The sequence below is a fragment of the Weeksella sp. HMSC059D05 genome (genome assembly GCF_001809725.1).
Taxonomy (GTDB): Bacteria; Bacteroidota; Bacteroidia; order Flavobacteriales; family Weeksellaceae; genus Weeksella; species Weeksella virosa.
On the sequence record NZ_KV798518.1, the window covers coordinates 1 to 16,506 of the forward strand.

Consider the following 16,506-nt stretch of genomic DNA (forward strand, 5'->3'; position numbering starts at 1 on the left):
AACCTTTTTTTAAAGTTTTATTCATATTACCTAAATATCAAATACTTACATCCTGAAATATTTCTAACTAAACCCTATTTCATCCTATCTCGAAAAGTTTTTACAATTTCTTTGTAACCTTTAGTTACCTCTTGCATCTTATAATTAGAACAACAAAGCGTGAATTTACTGAAGCGACATAATAATAAAGAAGCAAAACAAGTTGCAAGCCTGAAAACCGGATGTGCAAAAGCACAGAAAGAGGTTTTTGATTTGTATTCGCCCAAAATGCTAAGTATTTGCAAGGCGTACATCAGTGATTTTCATTATGCAGAAGATTGTTTGTTGAATGGATTTTGCAAAGTATTCAATAGAATCGAGCAGTTTCAGGAGAAAGGAAGTTTTGAAGGTTGGATAAGGAAAATAATCGTCAACGAATGTTTGTCCTTTATAAGAAGCAATCAGACGTTTATTTTTTTGGACGAAAGTTTTTTGCCTCCGATCAGTGAAACCATAGATGATGAAGAAATTTTCGAGTTTGATGTTCATCAACTTTTAGCACAACTGGATTATCCGTATCGATTGGTTTTTAATCTGTATGTGCTCGAGGATTATTCTCATCAAGAAATTGCAGACCAACTCAACATCACGGTAAACACGAGCAAAACCCAACTACATCGCGCGAAAGCGAAACTAAAAGAAATCGTCACACACCTCAACTACATTCGTCATGAAAAAGGATAAATTAGACCTATATATAAAGAAGCAACTAGAAGAAAGCACCATTGAGCCCAGCAAAACTGCTTGGAATCGACTGGAAGCGAGAATGGAATACTCTACCAAAACGACCCAAAATTTCTCTATGGTTTGGATGAGCGCAGCAGCGGTAATTGTTTTTGGAGTGATGATTGGATTATTTTGGATGAATAAGCAAACCGAAATCCAGCCGATGGAACTTGCCCAAGAGAAGAAAACAAACGAAATCATCAACAATAGCGAAACAAAACCTACAGAAAAACAAGTTTTTCATCCTACCGAAAACTTTGTCAGTTCGACTGAAAAAAGCGAGCCGAAAGAAAACACACATCCGAATCTAAAACAAAAACCAGAAGAGGAAGTATTGCTTTCGACTACCACCGAGTCACATGAACAAAGCAAAGATTCGTCGAACATCAAAATAGAAGTCGGAAAAGAACAAGAAAAACTTTTGGCGCATTCGTCGAGTGAGCAATCGTCTAGCGAGAATCCTCAGAAAGAAAAAAAGAAAAATTATGTTGATCCAGAAATGCTTTTGTATTCGATAGAAAATAAACAAAACATCGAAAAAAGCACAACACAAAGCGGGAATGCATTCATGATTTACAACTTCAATCGATAAAAGAAAAATTACTAATAAATAAAAAAATAAACCCGAGAATATGATAAAAAAATTTATTGTACTGAGCATGCTGTGTCTTTTTGGTATGCAAATAAATGCGCAAAGAATTTCGATTGACCTGAACAATGAAAAGGTGTACGATGAAAAAGTGAGTCCGAAAGTGAAAGAAGAAATCGAAGTATTTTCTACACAAATCAAAGATATTGTGAATAAAGAGAAAGTAAAAATGGATGAAGAAATTGCAAAAGTAAATCTGCAATTATCGGAAAAGAAAATCACGGAAACACAAGCAGACGAAGAAAAAAAGGCGATTGCCGAACGTTATGCAGAACAAATCAATACCAAAATTACTTCTTTAGGATTTGACTTGGACGATGTGATAAAAAAGCAAGTGAATTATGCGATCATGGGAAAAACAGAACCTTTGAGCGAAAAAACAATTTCTAATCTGAAAAAGAAATATCGTTCGGTAAACGAACTCAACGGTTATATGTCTTGGGGAATTATGAGTTTTGCCAACAATGACAACGAAAAACTCAACCAACATCTTGGCTTCTCGAGCAACTTAGAAGCTGGCTTGGTGTATCATCGACAATTCAACCGAACGTCTCCTTTCGAACTATTGACAGGTTTGGTCATGTCTTGGCGAACAATCCGTTTTGATGATAATCGCTACCTAACAAGAGAAGCGGACGGAAACGTAGATTTAATAGCTTCGACCGAATCGCTGAGCAAAAGTAAATTACGCGCCACTTACCTTATGGTACCTATTGGCGTAAAATACCACATGACTAGCAAATTGAAAGCGATTGGTGATGATTTTCAATATCGAAACATCAATAAAGGGCTTGCAGTAGGATTTAATCTCTACGGCGGTGCGAAAATATCCAACAATAATATCGTGAAAAGCGATCTGATAAAACAACGAGATAAAGACACCAATTACAACCTAAATCCTTTTGTTTACGGAGCTCAAGTAACACTTGCATTGAATTCGGTTAATATTTTTGCTCGTCAAGATTTCAGTTCATATTTCAAAGATAATACTTTCGATGACCGTAGAATGCTTCAATTTGGTTTGAATTTCGGTTTTTAGAAAAATTCGTTTTTAATCAAAAAAGTTCTTCATCTCTGAAGAACTTTTTTGCTTTTTATTATTTTTTTTGATTTCTAATAATCAACAATATATGTTGAACCATTAACACAGACCCAATGCATAGTAAGAATGTAAAACCAGTGTAAATGACAATTGTTTTGAAATCTGAACCAATCTGATTGAACAATATCCACCCCACCACAGTTCCTATAATTTGCATCACAGCACTTTGTAGGCCAATCGAATTTAATTGTTTCCTTTCTTTGGCTCGAAATCCCATAAAAAGCTGGTATAGCACTGGGAGAAGCAAGAATACAAAAACGAGTATATTCATCTAAAATGTTATTTTTTTGATTATTTTTTTTAAACCTTCATCTCTTTCATCATTTGTTCAACAACTTCGTAAGTTGCTGGACAAATCAAATTGTTTTTGAGGGTTAAATGATTGATTTGATGAAACTTCTTACGGTCTGTATGCGGATATTCTTTACACGCTTTCGGTCGATCTTCGTACACCAAACAATAGTTTTCTGAATCTAAAAACGGACAAGGCAATTGTTGTAACACATAATCATTATCCTCATCTATTCTAAGATATTTCTCGATGAACAGACTTGGTTTCATTCGAAAAACTTTTGCCAAACGTTCGATATCTTTTTGGGTAAAAAGCGGTCCGGTCGTTTTGCAACAATTTGCACAAGACAAACAATCTATCCGATCGAAAACTTCATCATGTATATTTTGCATCTGCTGATCCAAATTCTTGGGTGGCTTCTTTTTTAGCTTTGCTAAAAAAGCTTTGTGTTCTGCCTGCTTCTGACGTGCTTTCTGGTAGTATTCTTCTAAATTCATGCAATAATCTCAATCGGTTCATCCCCTCCTATCATCTGGAGAATTTCCAACAGTTATGCTCTTTTATAATTATTTAATTTTACTAGAATGATTAGTTCGCTTTTTTTATTTCATTAGGATGATTTACTCCTCTCAATCTACAAAACTCATTGATCACCGCATGGTGAGAAACTGTCTTATCTTTGAAATAATTCACAAAATAATGCTTCTCTTCTTCAGTTGCCTCTAATTGATTCAAGATATTCATCAAATGCATTTTCATGTGTCCTTTTTGGATTCCTGTTGTGACTAACGAGCGTAGTGCACCAAAATTCTGAGCCAAACCTGCAACTGCAATAAAGCCCATCAATTCTTTGGCATTTGGTTTACCTAAAATATCCAACGCTAATTTCACCAACGGATGCAAAGAAGTTAATCCACCAATTGTGCCAACAGCTATAGGCAAATCGATCCAAAACCTAAAAATTCCATCTTTCACTTCGCAATGCGTCAACGACGAATATTTACCATCTTTCGCAGCGTATGTATGCGCACAAGCTTCCACCGCTCGGAAATCGTTTCCGGTTGCAATCACTACTGCATCACAACCATTCATTATTCCTTTATTATGCGTTGTTGCACGGTAAGGTTCTATTTCTGCAATGCGAACTGCTCGGGTAAATTTCTCAACAAACTCTTCGGCCAAAACGTTTCCGTCTTTTAGTTCTTCTACCGCACAAGAAACCTCTGCACGTACGATACAATCGGGTGTATAATTCGATAAAATACACATCACAACTTGTAGAGAATCTTTTTCTTCGGCAGTAAATTCGGTTGCCATAGCCATTTCGTTTTCCATGGTTTTAGCAAATTGTTCTAAACACGAATTGATGAAGTTAGCGCCCATCGAATCTACCGTTTCGAATGATGCTTTGAGTTGGAAATAATCTTCTAACTCATCTGTTTTATCAACAAGTTCTATCGACATAATTCCCCCTCCACGAGCGCGCATATTGTGGGTAATCTCGTTGGTTTCTTCGATTAGTTTTTCTCGCAAATGTTTTTCGAAAAAGGACGTTAATTTTTCTTTATTTCCTGTGAACATAAAATGTACATGTCCTAATTTAGTGGTCGATAAAACCTCTGTTTTGAATCCGCCACGATTCAACCAAAACTTAGCCGCTTTTGAGGCAGCAGCAACGACAGAAGACTCTTCAATCGCCATAGGAATTGTATACAGTCGATTATTGACAAGAAAATTAGGAGCAAGACCGAAAGGCATATAAAAATTAGAAACGGTATTTTCCGAAAACTCGTCGTGCAATTGTTGCAAAGCTTCGTCTGTATTCCAGTATTGCTTAAGAGTTTCGATGGCTTTCTTTTCTCCTTGTAGAAATTCGTTTACCAACCATTCTATCTTTCCTTCTTTAGAAAGCTTCGAGAAGCCTTCGATCGGTTGTTTGTTCATAAAGGTGTTTTTTTTATGCAAAAATAAGAAGTCTCTTTCAATTAGATCAAAACTATGAAGACTTATTATTCTATTCAAATCCAATGCTAAAATTAGAACATTAAACTATGATATCCATGATATTTTTATATATTTGATAGTTTCTAAAGAATTTTCTAAGACAAATGATGAAAAATATTCTGACCATATTTTGTTTCATTCCTGCCGGCTTATATGCTTACGGACAAACAATTACTGTAGACAAAATCTACACTGGTCGATACTCTGAGAAAGGATTATACAACATTTTACCCATGCAAAACGGTGAAGATTACACCACGTTAACGTCGCAAGGAATCCTAAAAAATGCTTACACAAAAGTGGCAAACAACTCTACTGCGAGCTATGAAATTACGGGAAAATACGATAACTACACTTATTCTAAGGACGAAAGATACATTCTTTTACAAAGCAATACGAAGCCAATTTACCGAAGATCGTTTACTGCTACGTTCGAGGTGTATGATAAACAAAACAAGAAAAAAGTAAAAGTTTTTGGTGGTAAACCCATTCAAGAGCCACTTTTATCGCCCGACAACAGCAAGATTGCTTTTGTGTACGAAAATAATTTATACTACCAGAATCTAGATAATTTACAAACGACTCAAGTTACACAAGACGGAGAAAAAAATAAAATTATCAACGGGATAAATGATTGGGTTTGGGAAGAAGAATTTGGCTTTGTTCGCAATTTCGATTGGAATAGTGACGCTTCTGCTTTGGCTTTTGTTCGTTTGGATGAGCAAAAAGTGAAAGAAGTTTCCTTACCGATTTATTACAACAATTTGTATCCGAAAGAAATGCGATTCAAATACCCAAAAGCAGGAGAAGATAATTCATTAGCGAGTTTGCATGTGTATCATTTAGCCGATAAAAAAATAACGACTGTTGATCTTTCTTCGGTAGAAAATTATTATCTCCCAAAAATAAAATTTACTCCTCAAAAGGATGTACTTTCGGTGGTGAGCAGTAATCGTCATCAGAACAAAGTCGATATTTCGCTGTATTCGCTAAAAGACAATAAAATCCAAAAATTATTTACCGAAACCGATAATGCATGGATAGAAACCGATCAGCTCGACTTAGAATTTTTGCCCGACAATTCTTTTATTTGGGCTTCTGAGCGCGACGGAAATCGTCATTATTATTGGTATAATGCCAAAGGAAAACTCATCAATCAAATTACCAAAGGAGATTGGGAAGTGACAGATTTTTATGGTTTTGATGAAAAAAGCAAAACTTTGTATTTTCAGGCAAATGCATTTAACGGAAAAAGAACTTCTACCGAAAGACAAATTTATTCGATTGAGATGAACGGTAAAAATCTCAAAATGCTTTCGAAAGAGGTTGGGACAAACTCGGCTCGTTTCAGTGCAGACTATCGTTATTTCATTCAAACATTTTCATCGGTTAATCAACCAAAAATCATCAGTCTTATCGAGACTAAGAGTGGAAAAAATTTAGGAACGATAATCGACAACTCATCTATAAAAAATGTATATGCAACAGACAATGCCGGTAGCAAAGAACTTTTTACTTTGACAGCGGCTAATGGACAAGATCTCAATGCATATATCATAAAACCAAAAGATTTCGATCCTACCAAAAAATACCCTGTACTAATGTATCAATACAGTGGACCAGGCTCTCAGACAATCGCAAATACATGGCACAACGCAAATGATCAATGGCACATGCTTTTGGCACAGAAAGGTTATTTGGTTGTAGCTGTAGATGGGCGTGGTACTGGTTTCAGAGGTGCGAAGTTTAAAAAACAAACCTATTTACAACTAGGGAAATACGAGGTAGAAGACCAGATTGCAGCCGCACAAGCTTTGGCAAAATTACCCTATATAGACGCTTCGCGTATCGGAATTTGGGGTTGGAGTTATGGTGGTTTTATGGCATCGAATGTATTGTTCAAGGGTAACGACACCTTCAGGATGGCTATTGCAGTTGCTCCGGTAACCAATTGGCGATTTTACGACACAGTGTATACAGAACGATTTATGAGAACTCCACAAGAAAACACCAGTGGTTATGATGATAACTCGCCAATAAATCATGTGGATAAATTCTTGAAAGGAAACTTGCTTTTGGTGCATGGAACGGCCGACGACAATGTTCATGTACAAAATACATACGAACTAGCAGAAGCATTGACTCAAGCCAACAAACAGTTTAGTATGCATATTTATACCGATAAAAACCACGGAATTTATGGTGGAAAAACGCGTATACAACTATACGATATGATGACCAACTATATCCTCGAAAACTTATAAGCTCATTGCATAAAAACTAATTCTCACCCAGAAAAAAGCTTTAACCCATTAATCCACAATAGTTTTCGAAACAAAAAATAAAAATCAATAATATAAATTTAATATAATGAATGAGGATAAGAATTTAATTAGCCATCTACACAAATTGGGAATGGACGAAAAAATGGTCAATGGTCACCCAGCAGGTTTATTTGTATTGTTCTTCACCGAAATGTGGGAGCGATTTAGTTATTACGGGATGCGGGCTTTACTCACCCTTTTTCTCATTAGCACTATTGCAGAAGGTGGATGGGAGTGGATGCGTGAAGACGCAATGCATCTCTACGGCTGGTACACAGGTCTTGTTTATCTTACCCCATTGATTGGTGGTATGATTGCAGACCGATTAACCGGTGCTAAAAAAGCTATCTTACTTGGTGCACTGATTATGACCCTAGGGCATGCTTCGATGGCCCTCGAAGGCGTAGCCAACACCTTTTTCTATATCGGTTTAGCATTGATGATTTTAGGTAACGGGCTATTCAAGCCAAATATTTCATCTATGGTCGGGAACTTATACCCAGACAATAGCCCGAAAAAAGATGCCGGTTACACTATATTCTACATGGGAATCAACGCCGGAGCTTTCATCGGAATGATGCTTTGTGGGTATATCGGTGAAAAAGTTGGATGGCATTACGGATTTGGTTTAGCAGGTGTTTTTATGTTTTTTGGTATGATGCAATTCTACTTTGGCCAAAAAATATTCGGAATCACCGGCGAATCACCTGCCGAAGTAAAAAAATTCCAGGAACAAAAAGTAGCTAATCATGAAGAAGAAGTAGAAATCCCTACACCAGCAAATGTTGTACGTGATCGATTAATTGTAATCGTAGTACTCATGTTGGCAAGTATCGTTTTCTTCCTTGCATTTGAGCAAGCCGGAGGTTCTATGTCTATCTTCGCCAAAGATTACACACAACGCGTACTCGATGGACATGCTGCAACCACCTTCAAATGGGTCGATGCAATTCTCACCATCTTACCGATTGCTATAGTAACCGTTGTATTGAGTGCATTAGCTAAGAAAATTTACAAAGAATACCCACTAACCATTATATTTACAGGTATTTCTTTCGCCATAATTTGGGCACTAGGTTTATGGAAAATCTGGAAAGAGTTCGGTGCTGAACAAACCGAAGTTGCTGCATCGTGGTTCCAAATCCTAAACTCTTTATTTATTATCACCTTGGCATCAAGCTTTGGAAAGTTCTGGGAAAAGGTTTGGAATCCTTCTGGCCCAATAAAATTTGCCTTGGGACTTCTACTGGTAGGACTTGGTTTTGCGATTTTAGCCTACGGATCGATGTCTATTCCGCAAGGAGCTAAAACAGCTTCTGTTAGTATGCTTTGGTTAATCGTTGCCTACTTCTTCCACACCTCTGGAGAATTGTGTTTATCACCTGTAGGATTATCGTATGTATCGAAACTATCGCCCAAAAAACTACTTGGTCTATTGTTCGGATGTTGGTTCGGAGCTTCGGCTATCGCTAATTTCATCGCAGGACTATTAGGATCGACAATTGATAAAATTACGGCTGAGTATTCGATGTCATTTTTCTTTATGATTTTTGCTATCGTACCAGCTATTACCGCCTTGATATTGGTATTACTCAACCCAATGCTAAAACGCATGATGCACGGGATTAACTAATCAAAACACTTCTCATAAAAGCCTCCCTAGTAGAGGCTTTTATGTATAATCGGAAAAATATCACTTAATTTGGCAACATTAACATCAAAACAATATGGAAGAAAAAAAAACTATTTGGGGAACCTTAGGATCTTTCAATAAAAACTTCTGGACAGCAAGCTTCATGGAACTTATGGAGCGTTGGGCTTGGTACGGAATCTACACCCTTTTTGGTTTATACTTGGTAGGATCAACAGACGATGGAGCTTTAGGATTTAATCACATCCAAAAAGGTAGCATCATGGGAAATATTGTAGGAATTCTCTACTTTCTTCCACTGTTTTTTGGAGTTATTGCCGATAGAATTGGCTACAAACTCTCGCTAATTATTGCATACATCATCTTGATTATCGGATATTATTTACTTGGCGAAGTTACTTCATACTGGAGTGTGTATATGGTTTTCTTATTGGTAGCAGTTGGAGCAGCTTTCTTCAAACCTGTAGCTTCGGCCATTGTGGCTAGAAACACCAACGAAGTCACCGGGACTATGGGGTTCGGGATTTTTTATATGATGGTAAATATTGGGGGCTTTATTGGGCCGTCTATGTCATCCTACCTAAGAACAACTTATGGCTGGAAGCTAATCTTTATACAGGCAGCTATTGTAATAGGAATCAATCTTTTAGTAGTTTTGTTTTTTTATAAAGAACCAAAAGTTGAAAGACCCAAAGAATCGATTGGGAAAGCTTTGAAAGATTCTGTCTTGAACATTTTCTTAGCCCTAAAAGATAAAAAACTAAGCATTCTTTTAGTCTTGATGATTGGTTTCTGGACAATGTTCAATCAACTCTTCAATACATTGCCAAATTTTATCGAGGATTGGGTAAATTCGAGTGTAATTAGCCATTGGATCAATGCCAATTTACCTAGTATAGCCAACACTTTTACCGAGAACGGACAAGTTAAACCCGAATGGTTTACCAATATAGATTCGTTTATGATTATCATGCTGCAAGTAAGCATCTCTTTCTTGGTTATCAAAATGAGTCATTTACAAGCTATGATTCGTGGAGCAATTATAGCCTCTATTGGTGTTGGACTAACATTTTACACGCACAATGTTTGGTTTACAATTATAGGAACAATGATTTTTGCAATCGGTGAAATGATGTCGAGCCCAACGCTATCGTCTTTCATTGCCTTGATTACACCAAAAGGAAAAGAAGGACTTTACCAAGGAACCTATTTCCTCCCAGTGGCAGCCAGCTACTTTGTTACCAAATTTATCTCAGGAGATCTTTACCAAGCTTGGTCGGATAAACTTTCTCTTCTACAGCGAGAAATGAAACAACGCAACATCGATATGCCCAATGTCGTGAGTAAAGAAGAATATATAGAGTCGGGAGCAAAAGCGCTCAATATGTCTATTACTGACTTCGAAAATACTTTCGGAATCAAGGAAAATAATTTGGATTGGATTTCTATCGGACAAAAAGTTAACGAATTTGGTTTGCAAAAAGGTATCGATGTAAGTCACTTACAATTGCCTTTCTCTAAAAACGATTATTTTACCCTGGCAGAACAAAAACTAGGTATGGATCATTGGCAAGTAGTCGAAATGTTGTGGACGACATATCAACCCAATAAAATTTGGATGGTTATTTTTGGGATAGGATTATTCTCGGTAATATCTTTAACTATCTACGATCGCTTAGTCATTAAACCAGCCGAAAAAAATAGGCAATTAACAACTAAAAAATAAACAGAATTTATTAATATTCGACAAATAACTCACATGTTTTTCATATGAGTTATTTTTTTTACAAAAAATCTTCCTATTTTCGAGCATTCAAAATAAAATAGAACGAATAAAATGAATGTTGCTAAAAAACAGAACTTTTTCGACTCGAATGTTCTTGGTCATCCCTCAGGCTTATTTGTCCTTTTCTTTACGGAAATGTGGGAACGCTTCTCTTTTTACGGAATGCGTGTTTTATTAATACAATTTTTAACTGCAGCTGTTATAGGATCTAATCCTGGCCATGGCTGGTCTATAGAAAGTGCCACAGCTCTTTATGGTACTTATGCTATGTTGCTCTATATTACCCCTATTTTTGGTGGAATAATAGCCGATAAATATATTGGTTATCGTTGGGCAGTAGTCGTAGGGTCAATCATCATGACACTCGGACACGCTTTCATGGCTTTCGAAGGAATTAATTTTCTCTATCTCGGGCTTGCATGTTTAGTCATTGGTACAGGTTTCTTCAAACCCAATATGACATCTATCTTATCAGAAATGTACAAAAATTTCCCAGAAAAAAAAGACGGAGCCTACACCATTTTTTACATGGGTGTAAATGCAGGTGCGTTTTTTGGTATGATGCTGTGCGGATACTTGGCAGAAAAAGTTGGCTGGCACTGGGGCTTCGGATTAGCCGGAATCTTTATGCTCCTAGGTACGTTACAATTCTGGCTTGCAAAACCTCTTTTTGGCCATATCGGTGAAGTACCTTCTAAAAATAAAGAAGAAAACAAAGACAATACTCCTCTATATGGGGAAGACGAGAAACCAAACCCTTTTACAACCATAGAAATCATCCTGATTGCGATTATGACAGTATGTGGTTTAGGATATGCTTTTAGTGACCCTTTACGAGAAATAGCCGGAATAGACTTATTCCATGCTATGTCGATAGGTAAAGTTGCCGGACAAAATGTAGTGGCACTTTTGGCCTTGGTACTTTTCTTTTTTGTTGTAATCAAACGTCTAGCAAAATACACCAAAATCGTTAGAGATCGGATGATTGCCGTAATTATCTTTGCTATTTTTGTAGTATTCTTTTGGATGTCTTTCGAGCAAGGAGCTTCTTCTTTAGTAATCTTTGCTCGTGACAATATCGATCGCTCTTTAGAAGGAAATACAAAAACTATTTTCGATATTGTAAATATTTGTCTAACGATTATTCCACTAATCATCATAACCTATGTTTTGGTACAACTGAAAATCAAAACATGGACGGTTATACCTTTCTCTAATATCGTTTTAGCAATTTGTTTCTTAGGAATTTGGGGTGTAGCAATTTGGATGCTGAACCGTGAGTTACAATCAGAAACTTCAGAAATTACGGTTTCTTTCTTCAGTACGCTGAATTCTTTTTTCATCATTACTTTAGCATCTTTTGTTTCGAAAATTTGGGATTCTAAATATAATCCACCTGCAACCGTAAAATATGGTATGGGATTAATTATCATGGCATTAGGATTTGGAACCTTATATATCGGTACGAATGGAGTTGCAGAAGGCGTGAAAATTAGTTTCATGTTCCTTGTCGTAGCTTACCTATTCCACACCTTGGGAGAACTGTGCTTGTCTCCGGTAGGATTATCGTATGTGTCGAAATTAGTACCACCAAGAATGATTGCTTTCATGTTCGGAATGTGGTATCTAGCAGTAGCAATCGGAAATAAATTAGCAGCTTTGTTAGGAGGGCAAATCGAAAATATTACCAAAGAATATTCTCTATCAACATTCTTCCTTATCTTTACAGTGGTGCCAATCGTAGCTGGATTGTTGGTCATGGCTCTCAATCCATTAATAAAAAAATTGATGCACGGCATCAAATAAACCAATGTAGTATGAGAACAATTGCAGTTTTAGCCCTTTTGGTATGGGGAAGCATTAGCCAAGCACAAAGCATAAATTGGAAATCTTTCCAGGAAGCAAACGAGTTGAGTAAAAAAAATCCAGAAAAACCGATTTTACTCTACATCTATGCAGATTGGTGTGGTTTCTGTAAAAAAATGAATACAGAAACTTTTGTCGATTCAGAAACGGTTGATTATATCAATTCGACTTATATTCCCGTGAAATTTAATGGGGAATCGGATGAGAAGATTAACTTTTTAGGATACAACTATTCGTACATCCCAAAAGGGAGAGTTAACAGTTTAGCTTTCTTCTTTCTCAACGGCAGAGTAAGTTATCCAGGAATAGTTGTGGTAAACAAAGAAGGCCAAACTCAAAACTTTTTAATGGGCTATATGAAACCAACAGATTTTATTAATCGCCTCAAAAACCCAGTCTAAAATATCCATCACGAGCCGTATTCCAAATCGGCTCGTTTTTATTTTTGATCAATTCTACTTCTATATTATCCAAAACATTCGCCAAGTTGCTTCCATCTGCAACTATCTTCTTGCTCGTAAGTTGCCCTAAATTCTCACCCATTTCTTGGTTATTTCTAATCAAATAATAGTCGGCGGAGTGAATTGCAAGATCGTTTAATTTTTGCCAACTCAATGTAGAACTTCCAACAATTATTTCCTGATCATTTTTCTGAATATCCTCTAACCGAAAATTTGTTGCCCAATCTAAATAATAAATATTTTTGATACGTTGATGGTTGGCATAGGGCTCTATAATAAACTTTTTCCACTGAGAACTGTCGGCAAAAGCTGTACTAAAAACGACCAAGTTATTCCTTTTTTTCACCGAAATTGTACTTTCTCGATAATGCTGATAAACAATCAATTCATTTATTTTATCTTTTCGATAGATATCAACCAAACGATGCGACAAATTTCCTGTTAAAGCAATGAGCAGAACAATGAGTGCTATTTTCGACTGTTGCACAAATACAAAGCGCAAACACACCAAGGCTACGATTAACAAAAAAGAAGTGAACGGGCTGATGTAGAGATTTCGCCAAACTAACTTGTCCCAGGTTGCCAACCAGCCAATATAAGTATTAATCGTGTTGATAAAAAAATTATTCACTTCGACAATAAAAGTGGGTACAAAATCTATACCTACCAAAAGAATACTGAGTAATCCAAGAATCATCATTAAATAAGCAGCAGGAATCAAAACAATATTCCCAAACAAAAACAACCACGAAAATTGATTGAAATATAAGCTTGCAAAAGGCATGGTACCCAATTGTGCTGCAGTACTTGTCGTTAATAATCCTTTGAAACTTTGAGAGATAAACGACCCTCTTCTTACCCATTTCATGGTAATATCATTCAACCAAACAATAAAAAATACAGCAGAAAAACTTAGCCGAAAACCAATATCGAACAAGTCGTTTGGCCTAACAATCAGGATGACAAATGCACTTAATGCCAAAGTATGGAAGATATACGGTTTGCGCTTGAGCAGGGTGGCAAAATAGAAAAGGGTAATCATCAGTGAAGCCCGAAAAACAGGAGGTCTCAATTCTACGTAAAAAGCATATAGCCAAATAAACAACAAACAGAAAAGGATACGTATTGCTTTTCCGTGAGATAAATGAAGGAAGCTTTTTGTCAACCACATCAGCGTACCAAAAAGCATCATAACATGTAAGCCAGAAATTGCCAAAATATGAACAACGCCCGTGTTAACGTACGATTGATAGATTTCTTGATCTAGCTCTGAGTGAGTCCCTAGCAACATGGCGCCAATCAGCCCAATAGCTTCTGTACTAAAATGATGTTTTTTAAGTTGTTCTAACAAATGAATTTTCGATTTAGAAACAGCATTATAAAAGCCTTTACCTTCTTTTCTGAGTGTAGAAAATTTAGCGAAAAACTGAGCCGAAATCCCTTTATTCGCTAAAAAAGCACCATAATCAAACTGATATGGATTAAGTTTTTTGGGTAACGGTAAAAGCTTTCCATAGACAATGAGCTGGTCATTCGGATGATAATTTATGGTATCTTTCGGGAGATAAACAAGGATCTGATATGATGAAAAATGATCTGGATAAATAATTTTTGCTTGATATTTTTTATACTTTTCACTCGACTTGAAGCTTCGCTCAACCGACACTAAATAGGCTGTTTCTGTTATCGGCTCCTCAATGATTTTCAGTTGATTATCGGCATGAAATTTCAGGGCAATACCAAACGAGAAAAAGAATATTAGCAGTGTATTAATAAAAATTGCTGTATTTTTGTACACGAAAATTAGAATACAGAAAAGGATAATCGGCAAAAAATAAAGACCATTATTCGACCATGAGAAATACATTTGCGCTACAATTCCCAACGCAAAAGCACAAAGAATAAAGGCAAACAAATGATTTTTCATATAGATATCAGTAACGATTACCCTTGTTAATTTACTAATTTTCAAACATATATCAAAATGAAAAAAATAATTAGTTTCTTTACATTTCTATTCTGTTCATTGGTTTTTGCTCAAACACAACCTAAAGAATTTACCCTCAATATCGAAAACCTGAAGGGTGTTGATGGTTTCCTTAAGATTGATATTTATAGAAATGTAGAAAATTATACACGTGGAATAAATGCTTATAAATCGTTTTATATTCGGGTAGAAGATAAAGAAAAATACCAGTTGAGCATTAAAGATTTTCCGAATAATTACTATGCCATCAAGGTGTTTTTAGACACTAACCATAACAAAGTTTTAGACAAAACCTGGATCGGAATTCGTAAAGAGCCCTATGCATTTTCTGGTAATACAAAACCCTATTTCAGAGAGCCAACCTTTGAAGAGGCAAAGATTTTGATTGATGATAGCAACCGCGAAATTACCATGAAATTAAAATAATTTTTCAACGCACTTTTAGCTCATTCTATCGAAAATCCTTCGCGCGCAAATCGTCTACAATATGTTTGGCAGTTCGCATAGAAGCACCTTCTCCTCCAAGTTTTTCGCGTAATTTTCGGTAATCCTCAACAACTTGTGAGCGATACGGTTCGGTGAGTATTTTTTGCAGTTCTGTTCGTAAATTTTGGTGGGTTAACTCTTGCTGGATCAATTCCTTCACCACTTCTTTATCCATAATCAAATTCACCAACGAAATATAAGAAATATGCTTCACCAATCTTTTCCCGATCTCGTAAGAAATTCTACTACCTCTGTAACAAACCACTTCTGGGATATTGAGTAAAGCGGTTTCTAAGGTTGCTGTACCCGAGGTTACTAGAGCAGCTACTGAATTATTGAGCAGGTTATAAGTATCATTATTTATTACCTTTACACTATATTGATGCATAAATCTCTTGTAATAATCTATGGTTTGTGAAGGCGCACCTGCAATCACAAATTGATAGTCTGGGAAGTCGGACATCACCGAAAGCATAATCGGTAATTTGACTTTAATTTCTTGATTGCGACTACCAGGTAAAAGTGCAATAATTGTCCGATTGTCTAGCTGATATTTTTGCAGAAAATTGTCTTTAGACAAAAATTCTCTGGTTTCTAATGCATCCAATAATGGATGTCCAACAAAATCTACTTCCATTTCATATTTTCGGTAGAAATCTTTTTCAAACGGTAGGATGACAAACATCCGATCAACTACTTTTTTTATCTGATGAACCCGTCCTGTTTTCCAAGCCCAAATTTGCGGAGAAATATAATAGTATACCTTAATTCCTAGCTGTTTGATGAATTTGGCTACCCGAAGATTAAAACCTGGATAATCTATCAAAATCACTGCATCTGGTTTATATTCTTCAATATCTTTTTTGGCGAATTCTATATTCCTTAGAATTGTACGCAAATTCATAATCACCTCAACAAACCCCATAAAAGCAAGTTCTTTGTAGTGTTTTACACAAGTACCGCCAACTTCTTTCATCAAGTCACCTCCCCAAAACCGAAATTCGGCTTCTGAGTCTAAGGTTTTCAGTGCTTTCATCAAATTAGAACCATGTAAATCGCCAGACGCTTCTCCCGAAATAAGATAATATTTCACTCGTATTTTTTTTAGACAAACAAAGATACAATAACCTTCG

13 protein-coding genes are annotated in these 16,506 nt (G+C 36.2%); 9 read left to right on the plus strand and 4 right to left on the minus strand.

Annotation, left to right across the window (positions count from 1 at the left end):
* The first annotated feature begins 159 nt into the window (after window positions 1-159).
* From HMPREF2660_RS00880 to HMPREF2660_RS00890, 3 genes are read left to right on the plus strand one after another with little or no spacing between them, the layout of a single operon-like run.
* Window positions 160-723, plus strand: a complete 564-nt coding sequence (locus tag HMPREF2660_RS00880; RefSeq protein ID WP_070485255.1) for an RNA polymerase sigma factor — start codon at window positions 160-162, stop codon at window positions 721-723.
* The gene (locus HMPREF2660_RS00885; RefSeq protein WP_070485258.1) at window positions 710-1,357 is read left to right on the plus strand and encodes a hypothetical protein; all 648 of its coding nucleotides are present in this window, start codon (window positions 710-712) and stop codon (window positions 1,355-1,357) included. The genes HMPREF2660_RS00880 and HMPREF2660_RS00885 overlap by 14 nt, the downstream gene beginning before the upstream one ends.
* Window positions 1,358-1,397: 40 nt before the next feature.
* Window positions 1,398-2,453, plus strand: coding sequence for a hypothetical protein (locus HMPREF2660_RS00890; protein WP_013597887.1), 1,056 nt, complete (start codon window positions 1,398-1,400; stop codon window positions 2,451-2,453).
* 363 nt (window positions 2,454-2,816) lie between these two features.
* Here the strand turns inward: HMPREF2660_RS00890 and HMPREF2660_RS00900 are convergent, their stop codons facing one another.
* Window positions 2,817-3,305 (minus strand): YkgJ family cysteine cluster protein, encoded by a 489-nt coding sequence (locus HMPREF2660_RS00900; protein ID WP_013597889.1) that lies wholly within the window; start codon window positions 3,303-3,305, stop codon window positions 2,817-2,819.
* 91 nt (window positions 3,306-3,396) lie between these two features.
* Entirely contained in the window at window positions 3,397-4,773 is a 1,377-nt protein-coding gene (locus HMPREF2660_RS00905; protein WP_255356388.1) for a hydroxymethylglutaryl-CoA reductase, degradative, read from the minus strand.
* Window positions 4,774-4,916: 143 nt separating this feature from the next.
* Between HMPREF2660_RS00905 and HMPREF2660_RS00910 the strand changes: the two genes are divergently transcribed.
* The 5 genes from HMPREF2660_RS00910 (at window position 4,917) to HMPREF2660_RS00930 (ending at window position 12,840) form a co-directional block, all read left to right on the plus strand.
* Window positions 4,917-7,076 (plus strand): S9 family peptidase, encoded by a 2,160-nt coding sequence (locus HMPREF2660_RS00910; protein ID WP_083299035.1) that lies wholly within the window; start codon window positions 4,917-4,919, stop codon window positions 7,074-7,076.
* A 106-nt stretch (window positions 7,077-7,182) separates the two neighbouring features.
* Complete coding sequence (locus tag HMPREF2660_RS00915) at window positions 7,183-8,769, plus strand: peptide MFS transporter (RefSeq protein ID WP_083299036.1); 1,587 nt, start codon at window positions 7,183-7,185, stop codon at window positions 8,767-8,769.
* 94 nt (window positions 8,770-8,863) lie between these two features.
* On the plus strand, window positions 8,864-10,513 hold the full coding sequence (locus HMPREF2660_RS00920; protein ID WP_013597893.1) for an MFS transporter: 1,650 nt from the start codon (window positions 8,864-8,866) through the stop codon (window positions 10,511-10,513).
* Window positions 10,514-10,624: 111 nt separating this feature from the next.
* Window positions 10,625-12,379, plus strand: a complete 1,755-nt coding sequence (locus HMPREF2660_RS00925; protein WP_013597894.1) for a peptide MFS transporter — start codon at window positions 10,625-10,627, stop codon at window positions 12,377-12,379.
* 11 nt (window positions 12,380-12,390) lie between these two features.
* A complete protein-coding gene (locus HMPREF2660_RS00930) occupies window positions 12,391-12,840 on the plus strand; it encodes a thioredoxin family protein (RefSeq protein ID WP_013597895.1) in 450 nt (149 codons plus the stop codon).
* Here HMPREF2660_RS00930 and HMPREF2660_RS00935 read toward each other — a convergent pair.
* On the minus strand, window positions 12,824-14,827 hold the full coding sequence (locus HMPREF2660_RS00935; RefSeq protein WP_070485264.1) for a ComEC/Rec2 family competence protein: 2,004 nt from the start codon (window positions 14,825-14,827) through the stop codon (window positions 12,824-12,826). The two genes, HMPREF2660_RS00930 and HMPREF2660_RS00935, sit on opposite strands and share 17 nt — an antisense overlap.
* A gap of 57 nt (window positions 14,828-14,884) precedes the next feature.
* Between HMPREF2660_RS00935 and HMPREF2660_RS00940 the strand changes: the two genes are divergently transcribed.
* A complete protein-coding gene (locus HMPREF2660_RS00940) occupies window positions 14,885-15,313 on the plus strand; it encodes a DUF2141 domain-containing protein (protein WP_013597897.1) in 429 nt (142 codons plus the stop codon).
* Between the two features lie 25 nt (window positions 15,314-15,338).
* Here the strand turns inward: HMPREF2660_RS00940 and lpxB are convergent, their stop codons facing one another.
* Complete coding sequence (lpxB, locus tag HMPREF2660_RS00945; RefSeq protein WP_070485266.1) at window positions 15,339-16,466, minus strand: lipid-A-disaccharide synthase; 1,128 nt, start codon at window positions 16,464-16,466, stop codon at window positions 15,339-15,341.
* Window positions 16,467-16,506: the final 40 nt, after the last annotated feature.